The sequence below is a fragment of the Enterobacter cloacae complex sp. BZL2005 genome (assembly GCF_049238885.1).
In the GTDB taxonomy this organism is placed as follows: Bacteria; Pseudomonadota; Gammaproteobacteria; order Enterobacterales; family Enterobacteriaceae; genus Enterobacter; species Enterobacter roggenkampii.
Genome location: NZ_JBMKGI010000006.1, coordinates 90,630 through 109,040, shown reverse-complemented (window position 1 = coordinate 109,040; position 18,411 = coordinate 90,630). Strand labels below are relative to the sequence as shown.

Sequence of the window (18,411 nt, the reverse complement as noted above, 5' to 3'; positions counted from 1 at the left end):
TGCACAGTTCGTTTTTTCAACAAAACAGCACCAAGCGTAGCAGGTGATCCCGACACCGAAATGTAAAGATCGCCTGCCGATACCAGAGTTACTTGTATTAACTAAATATTAACTCCTGCTTAACTTTTACGATGAGTAAAAAGTGTGATTCAGGCACGATCCTGGAGCGTTTAGGAAACCGCTCAGGTTATGTCGGGATCTTCATAGCGCCGCTTCGCATCCAGCGCTTCCTGTTCCGTCTCGTGTTCACTGATCAGCGAGTCGGGTTTGGGGTGATCGGCACGCAGTTGATACCAGGTCACAGTGTGACCTGTCTGGCCTTTTTCAACGGTCACAATGCGCGCTTCACGCGGATAGGGAGGTCTTGTTGGCATAGCTCATCCTTTTTTTATGTCTGAGCTATAAGTATAGACGCCGCTTAGCTGGCACACGCCAAACGCAGGGCGGTAATAATCTGAATCACAACGTCTTCGGGAGAGGCGGACGCATCCACCACGTGGTGAGCCGCCTCGCGGTATAACGCATCGCGTTCGGCCAGCACTTCACTCACCTCTTCGTTCAGCGGCCTGGAGGTCAGCGCAGGGCGTTGCCCCTCTTCCGGAAAGGCTTCCAGACGCCCAACCAGGGCCGACACCGGCGCGCTGAGGTAAATCACAATCCCCTTTTCGCGCATAAAGTGACGATTACACTCCGCCAGAACAATGCCACCGCCGGTGGCGATCACCGCGGACGGGGTCGTGACCGCTTTCAGCGCGGCCGTTTCGCGTGCGCGAAAGCTCTCCCAGCCTTCCTGCTCAACAATGTCGGCGATGGTTTTTCCGGCCTCGGTTTGCAGCCAGTGGTCGGTATCCACAAACTGGCGATGACACACGCGTGCCAGCTCCAGGCCAACGGTGGTTTTCCCACAGCCGCGGGGGCCAACTAAAAAGATGGGTTGGGTCATAGCTAGGTGTTCCCCTTGATGCCGGAAGGCTGAAGAGTGTAAAGAAATAATTGCAGAAGATGTTGCGATTACTTTACTGCAAAGCGGTACGGGATGACAACCCTGTGGAGGCCACACTGTACCACACATTGACAATAATTATCATTTCGCTGTACGGCGCTTCACTTCCAGCAGCCATTTATCCAGCTCGGCAGCAAACTGCTGGCGATCGCGCTGTGAGAGGCTGTCCGGCCCACCGGTCTGCACGCCGCTGGCCCGCATGGTATCCATAAAATCGCGCATCGTAAGCTTCTCGCGGATGGTCGACGGCGAGTATCGCTCACCGCGCGGATTGAGCGCTGCCGCCCCTTTCTCCAGCACGTCGGCCGCCAGCGGAATATCCGCCGTGATCACCAGATCTTCCGCGCTGCACAGGCGGACAATTTCGTTGTCTGCCACGTCGAATCCGGCAGGCACGCGCAAAGAACGAATGAAGCGCGAAGGCGGCACGCGAATGTTCTGGTTCGCCACCAGCGTCAGCGGCATCTGAACGCGCTCGGCGGCGCGAAATAAAATCTCTTTAATTACGTTCGGACACGCGTCCGCATCAACCCAAATCGCCATATTGTCTCCCCATAATGACTCTGCCGACTATTGTCGCCTGCATTTCGTTGTTAAGCTATCAATCAGAGAAAACAACGCATAATGACGGAGGATCGTGATGGACAAGAAAATCGGGTTTATCGGCTGCGGTAACATGGGCAAAGCCATTCTGGGCGGCCTGATCGCCAGCGGGCAGGTGCTGCCGGGTCAGATTTGGGTCTATACCCCGTCACCGGACAAGGTCGCCGCGCTGCGCGATCAATACGGGATTAACGCCGCCGAAAGCGCGCAGGAAGTGGCCCAGGTCGCCGATATCGTCTTTGGCGCCGTCAAGCCGAACATCATGATCAAAGTGCTGAACGACATCACCTCCAGCCTGAATAAAGAGACGCTGGTGGTGTCGATTGCCGCGGGCGTGACGCTTGACCAGCTGGCGCGCGCGCTGGGCCATGACCGCAAAATTGTTCGCGCAATGCCCAATACCCCCTCGCTGGTTAACGCCGGCATGACCTCCGTCACGCCTAACGCGCTGGTGACCCCGGAAGACGTAGCCGATGTGCTGAACATTTTCCGCTGCTTCGGCGAAGCGGAAGTGATTGCCGAATCGATGATCCATCCGGTGGTGGGCGTGAGTGGTTCTGCGCCTGCGTATGTCTTCATGTTCCTGGAAGCGATGGCCGATGCCGCCGTGCTTGGCGGAATGCCGCGCGCCCAGGCGTATAAGTTCGCCGCGCAGGCCGTCATGGGCTCCGCCAAAATGGTGCTGGAAACCGGCAAACACCCGGGTGAACTGAAAGATATGGTTTGCTCCCCGGGCGGTACCACCATCGAAGCGGTGCGGGTGCTGGAGGAGCGCGGATTCCGCTCGGCCGTCATTGAAGCAATGGCAAAATGCATGGAAAAATCAGAGAAGCTGAGTAAATCCTGATCGTTTCAGTCGGGCGTCAGGCGGCCACTTCGGTGCGGCTGCGCCCGGCATTTTTCGCCCTGTACAGCGCCACGTCAGCCGCCTTTAGCCATTCCCGATAATGTGCAAACTGCGGCCCCCAGGGGGCAACGCCCACGCTGATGCGCAGCGCCTCTTTTGGCGCGCACGGTAGCGACAGCTTTTCCAGCCGCTCATGCACCCGGGACATGACGGCGATGGCGCTTTCCGCTGCGGTCTGCGACATAATCACCGCAAACTCATCCCCGCCAAACCGGCCGATGGCATCACCTGACCGCACCGACATCTGAAGCTGGCGCGTGATGGCAATGATCGCCTCATCCCCCACGGCGTGCCCCCAGGTATCATTGATATTTTTAAAGTGGTCGATATCAATCAGTAAAATCGTGGCGGTGCAGCGATCGCGGCGGCAATGCTCAAATTCATTTCGCAGCAGCATTTCCCAGTGTCGGCGATTATAGACCCCGGTCATGCCGTCGCGGGTGCTCATCATTTCCAGCCGCCGCTTGTGCTCAGCAAGCCTGACGGCGGTGCGGTGGCTGAGCCAGGCAAACAGCATGGGATAAAGCACCAGTACGGGAAGCGTTAAGCTCCACTCCACGAGGTCGGGGTTGAAGACGGCCACGCGCCCAACAATCGGCAGCGTCACCAGCGCGGAGAGAAGAGTCAGCAGGATCCCCGGGATAAACAGACGACAGCCCCCGGAGCCCATCATATTCATCCCGACCATCATCACCAGCGCTGCCGAGGGTAACGCGCTCATCCCCATCACGCCGATCCAGAGCCCGGCAATAATGGCATCGATCTTAAGATTGAACTCTTCCTGCTGATGAGGTGACGCGGCCCGGCAGGATAACTGCCAGGCGAAATGGGGCCAGACGAACGCCCACCCCACCAGTAAAAGCCACCAGCCTCCGGGTAAAAAATGGGTGACCAGCATCCCCGCAACCGGGAAAAACATCGCTGCCAGCCCCACGGCGCGCGCCAGCCGAACGCGCCGGGCAAACTGAATGCCGGCGCGGTGAGGGTCATCCTGAGAAAGGGTTAAATTCCACTCTTCCCGAATGCGCTTTGTGTTGTAATACGTTTCATCATTCATCATTTTTGGGAATATTCTGAAACATTTTCCCAAATTATAGAGAGGGGGTCTGCGGGGAAAGTATGAAATTTCGGGTGAGCCGCCGGAGCCGCTCACCCGTTCGAACTACACTTTTTTCTTCAGGCAGGCACTCATGAACTTGCTGCGGTCATCCCCTTTCAGGGACTGCTCGGTTGCCTTGGCACTACACTCGCGCATCTTTTGCTGCTGAGGCGTCAGGCTTTTTTCAGCTGGCTTTGAAGCGCCGTTTTTGAGGCAGTCGCTCATGTAGGTCTTGCGGGCATCGCCCTTCAGACTCTGAGACGTCGCCTGTTGATTACAGGTGGTCATACGCTGCTGCTGCGGCGTTAATGTTTTCTCTTCCGCGTTCGCCGATGCGACCAGGAACAGGCCGGAGAGCAGAGTAACCAGTAATGTTGTTTTCATTGCACCATCCTTTTGTGAACATTCCCTGTAAGTCTGGTTCGTGACAGGAAAAAAACCACCCGGCAGATGTGATTTCCGCCGGGAATTTATCATTTCAGACCCAGCGCCGCCTTCATGGTGTAGAACAGATCCGTTTGATCGGTCAGGCCTACCACGTTGGCCGCGTGCGGGCCGTAGGCGGCAATGCGCAGCTGGGTGCCGGTGTGCTCCATGGACTCTTCTTCAGAGTTGCCGTAGCTCATCACCATGACGGCGCCATCTTTGGTGTTGAGCGCCTGCGTCAGGCCAGGGGCTTTGGTATCTGGCGGAACGATCTGGCTGGCGTGCGCGTGATCCGCGGTGACGATCACCAGGGTGTTACCGTCTTTTTTCGCGAACGCGAGCGCCTTCTGCACCGCTTCGTCCAGATCGACGGTTTCGCCAATCTGACCGCACGGATTTGCCGCATGATCCTGCTTATCGATCGACGCCCCCTCAACCTGCAGGAAGAACCCTTTTTCGCTCTTGCTCAGCAGATCGATCGCTTTATCGGTCATCGCCGCCAGCGTCGGTACGCTGTCCGTGCGTTTAGGGTTAGGCGTACAGGTCACTGCTGGCTTATCGATATTGCCGTGATATGAGGCTTTTGGACCTTCCCAGCGCACGGGCATGTTGCCGTCAGAGAACAGCCCCAGCAGCGGCTTGTCCTGGTTCGCCTCGGTTATCGCCGCCAGCGAATTTGCGTCACTCACCAGCTGATAGCCGCGCGCCTGCGCCTGCTCGCGCAGCGTTTTGCCCTGCCACTCGCCCGCCGTCGCGGTTTCCGCGAAGGTTTTCGCGCCGCCGCCCAGCGTCACGTCAGGACGCGCATTCAGCAGCTGTTCCGTAATCGAGCCTTTGCCACCTTTTTCCAGCGCGTTCGTTGGGCATTTTTCGCTGGTCACTGACGGGCCGTAGCATTTACGCGAGGTCACGTGTGCCACCAGCGCCGCAGGCGTCGCATCCTGAAGTTCAGCGGTGGAGACGTTACCGGTCGCCAGGCCCGCCGCTTTTGCCATCTCCAGAAGGGTTTGACGATCTTTTTCGTGAATATCCACGCCCAGCGCGCCATTATAGGTTTTCACGCCGGTGGACCACGCCGTGGCCGAGGCCGCAGAGTCCGTTACGTAATCCGGTTTACCGGTTTTTTTATCCAGCGCGTAGTGGGTATATTGTCCGGTCAGCGGTAATGCGTCGATACCTTTAAAAAAGCCGCCCGCCCCCTCGGCATAATTTCGCGCCGCCGTGATTTCGGAATCACCCATTCCATCGCCAATCAGCAGAATAATATTTTTCGCCGTTTTTTCATTAAGCGAAGCGCGAATGGCGGCGGTTTGATCTTCCGACAATCGGCGCGCGCCGCCGGGCTGGGTGATATCCCCTTTTGCCGCACGATTATCCAGGACGCTGGTTTGCGTCGTGTCAGCATAAATGGCAGGGGTAATTAACAGAGGAAGTAATGCGATGAAAAGTGCGCTCTGTTTCAATTTATTTTCTCCATGTAAAAATACATAAAAATAAAAACAGAGCGACTATAGGCATCCTGCATGACAATTCTATGACACGTCGTTACGTCCTGTGACGGTTTAGCTGCGCGGATGCCTTAACAGCTTCTTTACGTACTGGTGGAGCATCTCAGCATCTTCAACCGGTACCTGCGATTCAGGCCTGACGCTCTCCAGCGCGCCTTCCACGCTCTCAATCAACGCCTGCTGATCGGTTTTCGCCATTTGTCGCAGCAGCGCGGTGACCACAATTTCAAGCGCTTCGACCTGGGCCACCAGCTCTTTTGACTCTTCTTCCTTTTGTGCCAGCTTGACCAGCAATTCAGCAATGAGGTTTTTCATCGTGCCAGTTCCTTTTCAGTTTTATCTGACGTTATCACTCTGAATCCATAATGCAAAGAGAAGAAATTAATTATGGTATGCAAAAGTGATACAGAAACGGAAATAAAGAGACCTCGCCGTGAGCGAAACGTTTTTCTATAAAAAACGCCGCATTTTGTTATATAAAAATGCGGCTACCATAAGAATATATAATACATCTGCTAAAGCGTTATCTCGCCGATTTCGCCTCCGCCATTTGTCTGCGGCGTCGCAGCGCAATAGCCAGCTGGATAATATTGATTAAAACGACAATCGCCGTCGCCGCAAAAACCCAACGAAAACCGGCCATCGCGGAAACGGAGGCGCCAATAAGCGGACCGGCAACATTGCCCAGATACATAAATGACTGGTTATATCCAAAAATACGCCCCGTCACCTGGTCGCTGGAATATTTGACCAGCAGGGTCTGTACCGCAGGCAACATGGCGCCATCGGCAAACCCGAGCAGAAATCGCAGTACGCCAAGCTGAAGCGGAGAGGTGACGAACGACATCGCAAAGAAGAGCACCACCGCAAAGATCAGCGTCGCCATCAGGATGCGCGCCGTACCGATCCTGTCACCCAGTTTTCCGAGACGCGGCGCGGAAATCAGGGCGGATACGCCCGGCACGGCGGCAATCATGCCGCTTAAAAAAGCGATGTTCGTGCTCTCCGGCTCCATTGACTTGATAAACAGCGCCAGTATCGGCCCCACCGAACCGTTACAGAGCTGGATCACCATGGTGGTGACAAACAGGCTGATCATCAGCCCCGGATAAGGCAGCGAGGCGAAAACGGCCTTGCCGCTCAGGCGTTCAGATTTACTGATAACCGGGCGGCCTCCCTCTTTAATCAGAAAGAGCGTGACCAGAAAACTGACCACCAGCAGAACCGCAGTGATGATAAATACCGCGCGCAGTCCGACGTGGTCCGCCAGAAAGCCCCCCAGCAGCGGGCCACCGATGACGCCGCTGATCTGCGCCGTGGAGAGCGTGCTCAGCGCCCAGCCGCTCCGCTCGCGCGGCACCTGAGAGGCGACCAGCGCCATGGCGTTTGGAATATACCCGGACGTCAGCCCCATCACCGCCCGCAGGAAGAACAGCTGCCAGACGTTGGTGGCGAAGGCCTGCAGAAGAATGGCTATCGCCATCCCGAGCGAGGCGCGCAGCAGCATCAGTTTACGGCCTTTTCGATCGGCCAGGCTGCCCCACATGGGTGACACAATCGCGGAAACCAGAAAGGTGACGCTGAACGTCAGGCCGGACCACATGGAGAGCGCTTCGTGCGAGGTGACCCCCAGCTGCGAGACGTACAGCGGCAGGAACGGCAAAATCTGGCTGATGGCCAGCCCGGTGAAGAAGCAACCGAACCAGACCGAGATGAGATTAACTTTCCAGGATTCCATACAGAATAGTCTTCATTTTTAGGCGAATTCGCCGTCAGATTAGCAAGTTACGCGTGTTAACGTCGCACCAGAGATGCGGCCTGACCGACTTTGGTGTTTTATCTTCCCAGTCATCATATTTGTGAAATAAGTCACAATTCATCCATTTTCTGGCGGAATATTATGCTTCACCGGCACAGGCCAAAACCGCGCATTCCGAGATGAAAATGGTTGGCATGCGCCGCGTTGTACTCTGGCCCCAGACCGTTCCCGTAGTACCCGCAGCTTGCCGCCAGCATCGCCTTCAGCCAGGGCTGCGTCGTGGCCGCCTTCCAGCCGTTCAGCACCGTGACGCGTTCGCCGTTCGCCAGACGAAAAGCGGCAATATCCAGCGCCTCCGCCGTGGCATGCTCGCTGCGGCGCGCGTCAGGGCGGTGGTAAATATTGCGGCAGGCAAAGCTGCCGAGGTGATCGATACGCGCGAGGTCGCTGCCCGTATAGCGTTTTGTCAGCGGCCGGGCCTGCTGGCTGATAAAGAGGGCTGAACTGAGCGCCAGCGGACAGCTGGCAAGAAAACTGCTGTTGAGGCCGACCGGGCCGAAGCTGCGCACGCGCACGACGTTGCTCAGCGGGCATTCCCCGGCGCTGTCAGCGACCGGCTGGGTGCGGATGAGATCGCGTTGATTAGCCTGCGCAAGCAGGCTTGCGCAGGCCTCGGGCGTTAAGCGCCGAAGCTTATACTGGGTGATTCCGCCTGGCGGATCGTCAAGCTCCAGCGGTATGAAAGGGTTGTAGTAAGGCGGCAACCAGCGGTAACCCACCGTTGCGACGGCGATAAGAATCAAAACGGTCAGCAGCGTTTTTCCTTTCACTCGCCCCCCCTGAACATTCCCCCAAACATTATGGCAGAAGGTCGCGAAACCCGCCGGGCATCGTGGTATGTTATTGGCTTTTCGTCAGACTGGAAGAGAGTGAGATGGCTAAGCAGCGCGTAGGTATTGTCTTTGGGGGAAAATCAGCGGAACACGAAGTGTCATTGCAATCGGCTAAAAATATCGTTGATGCGATCGATAAAAGCCGTTTCGACGTGGTGCTGCTGGGCATTGATAAACAGGGCCAGTGGCACGTTAACGATGCCAGCCAGTATCTGCTGAATGCTCACGATCCGGCCCATATCGCCCTGAATCCTTCAGAAATTAGCGTCGCCACCGTACCCGGCGTCGCGAAGGGGCAGCTTATCGATGCAGGCAATGCACAGGCTCTCGCCCAGATCGACGTGGTCTTCCCTATCGTGCACGGCACGCTGGGGGAAGATGGTTCCCTGCAGGGGATGCTGCGCATGGCCAACCTGCCGTTCGTCGGCTCGGACGTACTCGGCTCCGCCGCGTGCATGGACAAAGACGTCACCAAACGCCTGCTGCGCGACGCCGGGCTGAATATCGCGCCGTTCGTCACGCTCACCCGCGCCAACCGCGACAAGCACAGCTTCGCGCAGATTAGCGCTGAGCTGGGTCTGCCGCTGTTTGTGAAGCCGGCGAACCAGGGCTCCTCCGTGGGCGTCAGCAAAGTGACAAGCGAAGCAGAGTTCACCCAGGCCGTCCGCCTGGCGTTTGAGTTCGACCATAAAGTGGTGGTTGAGCAGGGCATCAAAGGCCGTGAAATTGAGTGCGCCGTGCTGGGCAACGATTTTCCACAGGCGAGCACCTGCGGCGAAGTGGTCTTAAACAGCGACTTCTACTCGTACGACACCAAATACATTGATGATAAAGGCGCGCAGGTTGTCGTGCCTGCGGATCTCGATCCGGCGGTTAATGATAAGATCCGGGCGATCGCCATTCGCGCTTATCAGACGCTCGGCTGCTGCGGCATGGCGCGCGTGGATGTGTTCCTGACGGCGGAAAACGAGGTGGTGATCAATGAAATCAACACGCTGCCGGGGTTCACTAACATCAGCATGTATCCGAAGCTGTGGCAGGCGAGCGGCCTCAGCTACCCGGAACTGATCACCCGCCTGATCGAACTGGCGCTGGAGCGTCACGCTGCCGACAGCGCGCTTAAAAGTTCCGTAAACGGTTAATCGGCGCGCTTCGCCGACGCTGCCTCATCCGCTGTCGTCTCTTCAGGACGGCGGCGGATAATCAACCCCGCCAGCCAGAAACTGATAACCCAGGTCACCAGCCCAACGGCATAGGTTTGCCAGCCTTTTGCCTCAAACCCCAGCAGGCCCACGACACCGTTAAGAATAAAGATCAGCCCGATAGCGAAGGCGTAGTAGTGCCAGTCACGGCGTAGTTTGGACGTGAGCTTCATAACAACTCCGGCAGGAAAAAAAGACATCCTCTCACAGTTTTACGGCCAGGTCTGTGGCAGATACGGAAATTCTGAAACGCGACGCAATTTCACTTAAGTTAATAAATTGTGACGTGCTGCAGAAATCAACAATCCAGGAGGATTCCGGCGCGTAAATTACCACGATTCTGATATTGACAAATGCGATGACCTGTCAAACTCACCCTGTACGAAGCGTATTAACAGAGCGATTTATCCGGAGGTCATCATGGCTGACTTTACATTGTCGAAACCGATTTTTGGCGGAAAACCAAAAACCTCCACGGCGGGTAATATCGCGTATGCCCTGTTTGTTCTGTTCTGCTTCTGGGCTGGCTCGCAGCTGCTCAATATGCTGGTCCATGCGCCTGGCGTTTATGAACATCTCATGCAGGTACAGGATAACGGACGCCCGCGAGTTGAGATTGGCTTTGGCGTCAGCACCCTGTTCGGCCTGATTCCCTTCCTCGCGGGATGTATGATTCTGGGCGTTGTGGCATTAGTGCTGCGCTTTCGCCGCCGCCGTTAAAGCCCCATACAGCGAGCCCGGCGATCGTCCACGCGTTTCGCGAACCACGCGGTGGTCAGGTTACGCGTGATCTTCGGGCTTTCCAGCTGGATCCCCGGCAGGATAGCCCTCGGTAACGTTTTCCCGCTTTTCTTATCGGCAAGCGCAAACACTTTCTTGTAGAGATCCGTTTTCTCAAAGGCCAGGCTGTCGCCTTTCTCAAGCTGACGGCGAATGTCGCTGTTGCTCATATCAAGCGTTGTCGATAATTTCCGGATCGCCCGCTCGGTACTTCCCGCCTCGCTGCTGCCGTAGGCGATAAGATCGCCGTCCAGCGCCAGCTTAACGCCGCTTGCGCGGCTGACCGCACTTTGGAATGCCGCATTACGGCTGGCATACCAGCCGGCGTTAAAGTCGGCAAAGCGGTACAGCGGCTCATCGTAGTTTGCCGGGTAGTTCAGCAGATGATACGTGCCGAACCACAGTCCGCCGCGCAGGGAGAAGACCTCCTGGCGCACCGTACCGTCGATTTTCCACGGATAGCCGTCGGTGTGTTTCTCCGCGAACGCGATGCTTACCTGCATTGGGCCACCGGTGTGGACCGGGTTCAGTGAGCCAAACAGCTTCTGCCCCATCGGCACCATGTTGATGAAATCATCGAAAATAGCGATAAGCTGTTTTTCGGTTTTCACCGTATCCAGCCGTTCGCTGTAGCTTTTGCCGTTCGGCGAGGTGATTTTAAGCGCGGTATGCACGAGGAACACCGGGATATGCATGGACTCCGCGCGGCGGTCGATCTCTTTCCAGGCGATTTTATTCAGCCCCGGCACAGCCGGGTCTGACTGGTACATCGACTCCTGCTGTGCCACCGCCAGCACCGAACAGATGTTCTCCTCGGTCGGCGCAATCTTTTGGCTCTCAAAGGTTTTTGCCAGCGCGTCTGCCCACGCATTGCGATCTTTCACGCTGGCGGGCATTTTCTGCCGCACAACGCTCGCCACATCAACGGGCTTCTCGCCCTTTTTGAGCGGAGCGGCCCCCTTTTCGGCACAGCCTGCCAGCACAAAAGCGGCCAGTATGGTCAATGGTAACGCGCGCGGTACGGCAAAAGGCATAGCAACGTCCTGTATTAGCTCAATGTGTTGGTGACTTCCTGCAGGTCACGATCGTCCAGCTCGCGTTCAAAGCTGCGCAGACGTTTGTAGATGGACATCAGTTCCACCAGCGTGGTCCAGGAGCTGATCAGGTACTGGAACGACCCACGAACCTGACCGAAAACGTTGGTGATCTGCGTCATCAGACCGAGCGTAATCGTACCCGCAACAATGGACGGAAACAGCAGGAACAAACCGAAAACGTTATCCACCTGCAGATACAAAATACGCGCAATGTTGAAATACATATAGTGGAAGTAGAGACGGAAATAGTTACGACGCACGGCGCCAAACAGCTCGCGGACGGTCGGCGGCGAGGCGCGGTTGGCATCGTCTTCACCGTACACCAGCTCTTTACGGTATGCGGCTTCGACGCGTTGATTTTTAAACTCCAGACCCGGCAGTTTAATCCCAACTACCGCCAGCAGGCCCGTGCCCATCAGCGACCAGACAATCGCGGCAATCACCAGACCATACGGAATGTGGCCGACAATCGGCAGATCCGGCACGTGCGCCGAGAGCGTCACCAGCACCGGCAGGAAGGCAATCAGCGTCATGATGGCGTTGATAAAGCTGACGCCCATGTCTTCAAGCGTGGAGGCAAAACGCATGGTGTCTTCCTGCACACGCTGTGCGGCACCTTCGATATGACGCAGGTGCTGCCAGTGCGCCATATAATGTTCGTTCATCGCGGTACGCCAGCGGAAAACGTAGTGGCTAACGAAGAAGTTGTTCATCACGCCGATGATCACCGCAATCAGGGCGATGCCGAGGAAGACGCCGACCTCATGGTAGAACTGATTGATGGTCACCTTGTGTGGCGAGCTCAGCGCGGTCTGGATCAGATCGTAGAACGGCGCATACCAGGCGTTAACCGCTACGCCCACTTCCACCAGGAACCAGGTCACAAAGATAATCAGCGATGTGCCAAGGATCGACCAGTACTGCCAGCGGTGGGGTGAATAGACAAACCAGAACAGGGCAAACAGCCCTACGCACACCATGTAGTAGGCGTAAAACAGCAGGTAGCTCAGCGACCAGAAGCGCGCCGCGCTAATCGGCACCTCGCCTGTCGCCCCCGTGATGCGCGTCAGCCATGCGCCGCCGCCCGCCTGCCAGAAAATGACAGCGATCAGTGCCCAAATAAATGCCGACAGGAAAAAAGGCCCCGGCTTTGGGAAAAAAGACTTAAACATAATGCTTCCTTCTTGTTGTTATGGCTGTTGCTGTGTACAACACGTCACCACACGATAAACCTGCCCGCACCAGACTCCCGGCCCGGGCAAAAAGGTCAGACCCACGGGTTGATTATTAGTTCGCTTTCCAGTTTTCGAGAATTGTTTCGGTGCGTTTCACCGCGAGAGGATTCGCTGGCGCAATGAAGTTACGCCAGACGTCGTTGTGATGGTTAATCAGGATCTGTGCGTCAGCCGCCGGACGGTTGGCGGTGGTATGGGCATCTTCGGCAACGGTGATGTGATAACCCCGGCTAACGCCGTTCTTGATCGTCGCATCGACGCAGTAATCGGTGGCGCAGCCGCAGATGACAAACTCGCGAATGCCCTGCTCCCGCAGCAGCGCCTCAAGCCCGGTGTTGTAGAAGGCATCGCAGGCCGTTTTGGTCACGTAAAGCGCACCAGCAGGCTGATGGAGTTCAGGCAGTAGCGCAACCCCTTCGCTTCCCTCTTCCAGCCCCCCGGCCTCGGTATGCTGTATAAAAATCACCGTATCGGCTGCCTGCGTAAGCTGGTTGATCAGAGACACACACTTTTCGCGCTGATGACGAGGGGTTTCAAACACCCCGTTTTGCATATCGACAACCATAACCACACGCTTCTCAGACATACCGTTCTCCGTAAGATTGAGTGACACTGGTGCCTATCATAAGCCCGATGTCACAAAATGGGAGATGGCTCGCAAGTAAATTGTTCATATTTACCCATGGTTACGTTTTTCTCGCTATCGTTATGCAATTCGGGGCATTGCACGGTACCGATTAGTAGTATAAATACCCATTACTTTCCTCATTCACTTCATGGATGCTTTTCGTTGAAACGTTGTCTGCTCTCTTTTGCCGCGCTGTGTGCGGTGAGCTTTTCTACCGCCCAGGCAGCCCAACCGCTGACGGCTCCCGTTTTAGCTTCAGATATTGCCGATCGCTACGCGAACCTTATCTATTACGGCAGCGGCGCGACCGGTATGGCGATGGTCGTTATCGACGGAAACCAGCGTGTATTTCGCAGCTTTGGCGAAACGCGCCCGGGCAATAACGTTCACCCGCAGCTGGATTCCGTTATCCGCATCGCATCCTTAACCAAGCTGATGACCAGCGAAATGCTGGTGAAACTGCTCGACCAGGGCGTGGTGAAGCTCGACGATCCGCTCAGCAAATACGCGCCGCCAGGCGCCCGGGTCCCCACGTATCAGGGGACGCCGATCCGGCTCGTGAACCTTGCTACCCACACCAGCGCCCTGCCGCGTGAACAGCCAGGCGGCGCGGCGCATCGTGACGTATTCGTCTGGCCAACGCGCGACCAGCGCTGGAGCTACCTGAGTACCGCCACGCTGAAGGCGGCGCCGGGCTCTCAGGCCTCATATTCAAACCTGGCGTTTGACCTGCTGGCGGATGCCCTCTCAACGGCGGCTGGCAAACCCTACACCCAGCTGTTTGAAGAGCAGATCACCCGTCCGCTGGGCATGAAAGACACCACGTTTACCCCGTCCCCAGACCAGTGCCGTCGCCTGATGGTGGCGGAGAAAGGCGCCAGCCCCTGTAATAACACGCTGGCGGCCGTGGGCAGCGGCGGGGTTTACTCCACGCCTGGCGACATGATGCGCTGGATGCAGCAGTTTCTTTCTTCGGATTTCTACTCTCGCAGCAGCCAGGCCGACCGTATGCAGACCCTGATTTATCAGCGTACTCAGCTGCATCGGGTCATCGGGATGGACGTGCCGGGTAAAGCCGATGCGCTCGGCATGGGCTGGGTCTATATGGCACCGAAAAATGGCCGGCCGGGGATTATTCAGAAAACCGGCGGCGGCGGCGGATTCATCACCTATATGGCTATGATTCCGCAGTCGAACGTGGGCGCGTTTGTGGTGGTCACTCGCTCCCCGCATACGCGTTTCGTCAATATGAGTGACGGTGTTAATAACCTGGTGGCGGAATTGAGTGCCAATAAAGCCCAGGTGCTTACCGCATCCAACTGAGATTAATATTCCGTGGGCAAGCGGTTGATGCTGACCAGCTTGCCCCGGCTCATATTGATATAATTTCCCTGTCGCAGAGCGGCCAGAACCTCGGCAACAACAGAACGTGAAATGCGTGTGCTTTGCTGAATATGATTCATCACACCGATTTTTGAACGCAGCGTTTCATCCCACTCGGCCATATTAAGCAGCATCGCGCGGATCTGGTGATAGGAGTTATTGCCAACCAGCTGCTTATCGCGCTTCTCAAGAATGTAATTTATCCAGGATAACCAGCTGAAGGCCTCTTTCCACAGTGAAAATTGCTGGATTTGTTGTCGGGTAGTTTCTGTGGATAAATAAAAACCGGTACAGGCCGTTTTGGCAATCACTCTGTATTCCTGTGAATGATTAATCATCACCGTAGCCAGACCAAAAATAAAGGGGGCGGTCGCAATCCCCACCAGAAGTTCATCAGAAGGGCGATAGATCTCAATAACGCCGGTTTGTAATACGATCGTGCGAGGCTCATTCGATTCGCCCGACGTAATTAATTGTTGGGGTGCACATGTAAAAGGGGTACTGGCTGCTATTAACCCCTGTTCGAGCCGGCGTAATTCAGAAAGTGGTTTCGCATTAACGTTCATGCAGACCTCAAGTCATCCGTATTTGTCGGTTCAATATTATTTTTATTGCTTCGCTAAAAAGCGGAGGAGATAACCCCTCCCCCGCTTTATTCATTACCAGGTATATTTCACACCCAGGTTTGCGCCCCAGTTCTGGTCAACGTCGCCGCCGCCAAGATATGTGGCATCCGTGTAAGCGCTGAAGTTCTTCGTGAAGCTGAACTGGGTGCCCAGCCCAACACGAACAGCCGAACCTTTCACGCCGTTATCAATGCTGTCACCGTTAATATCGGCATTGTTATCGGCGTCGTCATAAACCCAGGCCAGTTTGAAGTAAGGGGTCAGAGCCTGATCGCCGCCATAGTTGAAGGTGTAACCCGTATCAACACCGAGTTCATAACGCAGGCTATCGTATGATTGTCCATCCATGCGCATGTCATTGCTGAGGCGATAATCATCGCCTGACTGGAACAGACCCGATACGGCTGCGTATGGCGTTACGTAGCCAGAGAGGTTTGGTTTCCAGTCATAACCCAGCTTCAGACCAAAGCCAACAGCGTCACTGGTGGTATTGCCGTCAACATACTGACCGTTGCTCATGTTAGCGGAGAGATCGTTGTTGAAGCGGGTGTAGCTCAGGGAGCTGTCGAGGAAAAGATCGTTCATGAACTTCGCTGACGCGTAGATCATCGCCGTCTGGCTATCCTGATCGACCTGACCGGTACGATCGCTGATATCGCCCTTCGCGAAACCTGCCGCACCACCGACGATCCACTTCGCGTTATTACCGTCAATCTGGGTATCCAGACCCACCATAATACCGCTCACGTCCTGATCGTAGCTGATAACGCCGTTGTCACCGTCGAAGTTGCCGCCGAAGTAGCTCACCCACGCCCCGCCGTTATCCGCCAGGCCGTGACGGCTGTTGGTCAGACGCGCACCTAGGGTATCCTGCTGCAGATTCCAGATATTGGTATTAGCAGAAGGGATGCTCAGCGCCATATTGGCATAGTCGGTCAGTTCTTTCTGCTGCAGAACGACGGTGTCACCCTGCTGCTGCGCCTGGTAGGTATAAGCACCTAAATCGGCTTTGTTTGCGGCAGTAAAGCTGGCCGCCGTATCCGCGTTATTGTCATAGACACGGACAATCTCTTTATTTTTGTAATCAGCGACGGAACCTGCTCCGGTCGCGTCGTCGATACGGACTTTATAGTTGCCTGCGACGTCACCGTTCACCGCCAGATGGCCGTCAGAGTGAATGGCCACTACGCCGTAGTCATAATCGGCGCTGCGCTTGTCGTTAGTGATATAGCGTGCGTTGTTCAGATCGCTGTTCAGCACGTAATCGCGGCTGGCAACATTCAGCACGCCGCCATCGGTCAGAACCATAGTGTGCGTATCAACCTGGCCCAGACCCAGCGCCAGCTCTGCACCGTTATCCACGGTGATGGTGTTGGCATACAGCTCGGCCGTTTCTTCCGTCAGTGCCGCACGGCTATCGCTGTCCAGATACAGATGGTCGGTGGCCACGCCGCCGTTGTCGCCGATGTTCAATGAGGAAGTATTGGTCAGAGTGATGGTATCCGCCAGCAGGCCTGAGTTTTCAACATTGACCTGAGACTGGTTGTTTACCGTCAGCGTGTCAATGTTTGACATCTTGCGGGTATCCCACTCGGAGCCGTTATCCAGCGCAATGTTAAACAGACCGCTCTGATACACCGCTTCACCCGCAACATGTGCGTTGCTGTCATAGGTGGAATCCGGCCAAATGCTGTTCGGGGACAGCGTGCGCCAGTCTACGTTGCTGTAGCCCTGGCCATACATCTGCGTCGTGCCGATAGCCTCAACGCTGGACTGCGCAGCACCGACCCATTTGCTGCCGTTGGTAAGCGTCACATCCAGCTTATCGGTGCCGTCCCAGCCGTTGGTGGTAGGGTTATAGACGCCGTCTTCGGTGGTATCGGTTGCCGGATCGCCGTTCGGGTAGAAGTTGTTGTCGAAGGTGCTGGAGAACAGGATGTCGCCCGTAACGGTGGAGTGATCGAACGTGGCAGCGGTCTGCATCGCGTTATCAGACGCGCTGGCGGTAACAATCAGCGCGGCATCATCTGCCCCTGTCGCGTCGGTTTCACTATAGTCGCTCGGCTTCGCGGTCTGACCGTAGAATCCGCTGGTACCTAAATCGCGGTACGCACCGGAAGTCAGTACCGAATCTTTTACCAGTAGCGTGTCGGTAAAGACCTTGCTGCTGTTGGCTACGCCTTCAACGCCGTCGTACGGGGTATTATCCCGTTCCTGATACCCCTGCGTCAGGGTAATCCCCGCGACGTGAGAATTATTCTGGATAACAATATCTGATTCCACATCCAGGGTAATCGCATTACCCATATCATAGGTATCCAGATAGTGTCTTTCCGTATTTTCCCCATTCACAACATCATACGCATAATGTTCATACGTATCGTTAATGGTGGAATTATCAACGGTCAGGCTAAAACGGTCGTATTGAGCATGTTGGGTGCCGTCGGCATCCAGACCATCAGCACAGGTGGCGGTCATACACTGAGAGGTAATCATGCCATTAATGGTGCTGTTGGAAATACTCAACGCATTCGCCCGACCATTGATGCCATCATCGAGATAGTACGTTGAAATAACACCATTCACGGTGGTTTTATTAATCACCGGGTAAATATCACCATCGTGGATGGCATCTGAGAAATCCCAGTCGGCATAGCCATAATACCAGGGAGTGGTCGCTGTATTATCGTATCCGAAGGTATTGTATGTCGTACCGGAAATATCCTTCGCATTGGCCTGAGAAGCGATAGCCAGGGTGCAGGCTAATGCAAGTTGAGATACAACGAGTTTCTTTTTCCATGTTTGCATTGGGTCATCCCTCCTCAGGGACGTAAGCAAGTTTGTCCATCAATGAATTTGCAATATTTAATTGCGGAGGGAATTATGCAGTTTCATTTCGAAAAGGTTCAATGAATGTTTCCATTAAGTCCGCATTCAGACAAAAAACAGATTCAGACCACAACGCACAGGGCGTCATAAAATAAATATTATAAAAACAAAATGTTAATGCACGGGGCAAAGCAATCAGGGAAATATCATAAAAAATAATAAATCATTTTTAATGATACATTCATTTCCATATAGAAATAACACAAATATTTCATTCTTCTCTCAGCGTTATACTGTCCTGCATTATATATTATTGGTAACAAGCAAACTCATCTGCCGCATTTCGCAAAAGCAAAATGCCCACTTTAGTAAAACACCCGTCGCCACTTTGAGGTACACTAGCCCTCTTTGTTCCACAAACATCAGGCATACC

Annotated in this window: 19 protein-coding genes; 4 read left to right on the top strand and 15 right to left on the bottom strand. The window is 55.2% G+C overall.

Annotated elements, in window-relative coordinates; translation table 11 throughout:
* Positions 1 to 182: 182 nt before the first annotated feature.
* The 3 genes from yaiA to ACOTXI_RS13060 form a co-directional block, all read right to left on the bottom strand.
* A complete protein-coding gene (gene yaiA / locus ACOTXI_RS13070) occupies positions 183 to 374 on the bottom strand; it encodes a protein YaiA (RefSeq protein ID WP_008503272.1) in 192 nt (63 codons plus the stop codon).
* A 44-nt stretch (positions 375 to 418) separates the two neighbouring features.
* On the bottom strand, positions 419 to 943 hold the full coding sequence (gene aroL, locus ACOTXI_RS13065; RefSeq protein WP_008503273.1) for a shikimate kinase AroL: 525 nt from the start codon (positions 941 to 943) through the stop codon (positions 419 to 421).
* A gap of 141 nt (positions 944 to 1,084) precedes the next feature.
* Entirely contained in the window at positions 1,085 to 1,546 is a 462-nt protein-coding gene (locus ACOTXI_RS13060) for a YaiI/YqxD family protein (RefSeq protein WP_021241674.1), read from the bottom strand.
* Positions 1,547 to 1,643: 97 nt separating this feature from the next.
* On the opposite strand from ACOTXI_RS13060, the gene proC reads away from it, so the two are divergent.
* A complete protein-coding gene (gene proC / locus ACOTXI_RS13055) occupies positions 1,644 to 2,453 on the top strand; it encodes a pyrroline-5-carboxylate reductase (RefSeq protein WP_058655086.1) in 810 nt (269 codons plus the stop codon).
* A gap of 16 nt (positions 2,454 to 2,469) precedes the next feature.
* Here the strand turns inward: proC and adrA are convergent, their stop codons facing one another.
* The 6 genes from adrA to ACOTXI_RS13025 form a co-directional block, all read right to left on the bottom strand.
* Positions 2,470 to 3,573 carry a diguanylate cyclase AdrA gene (adrA, locus tag ACOTXI_RS13050; protein WP_058655087.1) on the bottom strand — a complete coding sequence of 368 codons (1,104 nt, stop codon included), beginning with the start codon at positions 3,571 to 3,573 and terminating at the stop codon, positions 2,470 to 2,472.
* A gap of 102 nt (positions 3,574 to 3,675) precedes the next feature.
* Positions 3,676 to 3,996: a phosphate starvation-inducible protein PsiF gene (psiF, locus tag ACOTXI_RS13045; RefSeq protein ID WP_058655088.1), complete on the bottom strand. Its 321-nt coding sequence runs from the start codon at positions 3,994 to 3,996 to the stop codon at positions 3,676 to 3,678.
* A gap of 89 nt (positions 3,997 to 4,085) precedes the next feature.
* Positions 4,086 to 5,501 (bottom strand): alkaline phosphatase, encoded by a 1,416-nt coding sequence (phoA, locus tag ACOTXI_RS13040; protein ID WP_058655089.1) that lies wholly within the window; start codon positions 5,499 to 5,501, stop codon positions 4,086 to 4,088.
* Positions 5,502 to 5,600: 99 nt separating this feature from the next.
* Positions 5,601 to 5,861: an anti-adapter protein IraP gene (gene iraP, locus ACOTXI_RS13035; RefSeq protein ID WP_023293178.1), complete on the bottom strand. Its 261-nt coding sequence runs from the start codon at positions 5,859 to 5,861 to the stop codon at positions 5,601 to 5,603.
* Positions 5,862 to 6,069: 208 nt separating this feature from the next.
* Positions 6,070 to 7,284, bottom strand: coding sequence for a multidrug efflux MFS transporter (locus ACOTXI_RS13030; protein WP_008503282.1), 1,215 nt, complete (start codon positions 7,282 to 7,284; stop codon positions 6,070 to 6,072).
* A 167-nt stretch (positions 7,285 to 7,451) separates the two neighbouring features.
* Entirely contained in the window at positions 7,452 to 8,135 is a 684-nt protein-coding gene (locus tag ACOTXI_RS13025; RefSeq protein WP_058655090.1) for an extensin family protein, read from the bottom strand.
* Positions 8,136 to 8,239: 104 nt separating this feature from the next.
* Here ACOTXI_RS13025 and ddlA point away from each other — a divergent pair, with 104 nt between their 5' ends.
* Positions 8,240 to 9,340: a D-alanine--D-alanine ligase gene (gene ddlA / locus ACOTXI_RS13020; RefSeq protein WP_021241680.1), complete on the top strand. Its 1,101-nt coding sequence runs from the start codon at positions 8,240 to 8,242 to the stop codon at positions 9,338 to 9,340.
* Here the strand turns inward: ddlA and ACOTXI_RS13015 are convergent.
* Positions 9,337 to 9,573, bottom strand: coding sequence for a DUF2754 domain-containing protein (locus tag ACOTXI_RS13015; RefSeq protein WP_008503286.1), 237 nt, complete (start codon positions 9,571 to 9,573; stop codon positions 9,337 to 9,339). The two genes, ddlA and ACOTXI_RS13015, sit on opposite strands and share 4 nt — an antisense overlap.
* Positions 9,574 to 9,820: 247 nt before the next feature.
* On the opposite strand from ACOTXI_RS13015, the gene ACOTXI_RS13010 reads away from it, so the two are divergent.
* Complete coding sequence (locus tag ACOTXI_RS13010) at positions 9,821 to 10,120, top strand: DUF2755 family protein (protein ID WP_008503287.1); 300 nt, start codon at positions 9,821 to 9,823, stop codon at positions 10,118 to 10,120.
* Here the strand turns inward: ACOTXI_RS13010 and ACOTXI_RS13005 are convergent.
* The 3 genes from ACOTXI_RS13005 to ACOTXI_RS12995 form a co-directional block, all read right to left on the bottom strand.
* Positions 10,117 to 11,214 (bottom strand): DUF1615 domain-containing protein, encoded by a 1,098-nt coding sequence (locus ACOTXI_RS13005; RefSeq protein ID WP_058655091.1) that lies wholly within the window; start codon positions 11,212 to 11,214, stop codon positions 10,117 to 10,119. The two genes, ACOTXI_RS13010 and ACOTXI_RS13005, sit on opposite strands and share 4 nt — an antisense overlap.
* Positions 11,215 to 11,228: 14 nt before the next feature.
* Positions 11,229 to 12,449 carry a peptide antibiotic transporter SbmA gene (sbmA, locus tag ACOTXI_RS13000; RefSeq protein ID WP_045370344.1) on the bottom strand — a complete coding sequence of 407 codons (1,221 nt, stop codon included), beginning with the start codon at positions 12,447 to 12,449 and terminating at the stop codon, positions 11,229 to 11,231.
* A gap of 115 nt (positions 12,450 to 12,564) precedes the next feature.
* Complete coding sequence (locus tag ACOTXI_RS12995; protein WP_058655092.1) at positions 12,565 to 13,098, bottom strand: isochorismatase family protein; 534 nt, start codon at positions 13,096 to 13,098, stop codon at positions 12,565 to 12,567.
* A 204-nt stretch (positions 13,099 to 13,302) separates the two neighbouring features.
* Between ACOTXI_RS12995 and ampH the strand changes: the two genes are divergently transcribed.
* Positions 13,303 to 14,463 (top strand): D-alanyl-D-alanine-carboxypeptidase/endopeptidase AmpH, encoded by a 1,161-nt coding sequence (gene ampH, locus ACOTXI_RS12990; RefSeq protein ID WP_008503291.1) that lies wholly within the window; start codon positions 13,303 to 13,305, stop codon positions 14,461 to 14,463.
* A 2-nt stretch (positions 14,464 to 14,465) separates the two neighbouring features.
* Here the strand turns inward: ampH and ACOTXI_RS12985 are convergent, their stop codons facing one another.
* Both ACOTXI_RS12985 and ACOTXI_RS12980 read right to left on the bottom strand, forming a co-directional pair.
* Positions 14,466 to 15,089: a helix-turn-helix domain-containing protein gene (locus ACOTXI_RS12985; protein WP_008503292.1), complete on the bottom strand. Its 624-nt coding sequence runs from the start codon at positions 15,087 to 15,089 to the stop codon at positions 14,466 to 14,468.
* Positions 15,090 to 15,182: 93 nt separating this feature from the next.
* Positions 15,183 to 17,957 (bottom strand): autotransporter outer membrane beta-barrel domain-containing protein, encoded by a 2,775-nt coding sequence (locus ACOTXI_RS12980; protein ID WP_058655093.1) that lies wholly within the window; start codon positions 17,955 to 17,957, stop codon positions 15,183 to 15,185.
* Positions 17,958 to 18,411 lie beyond the last annotated feature (454 nt).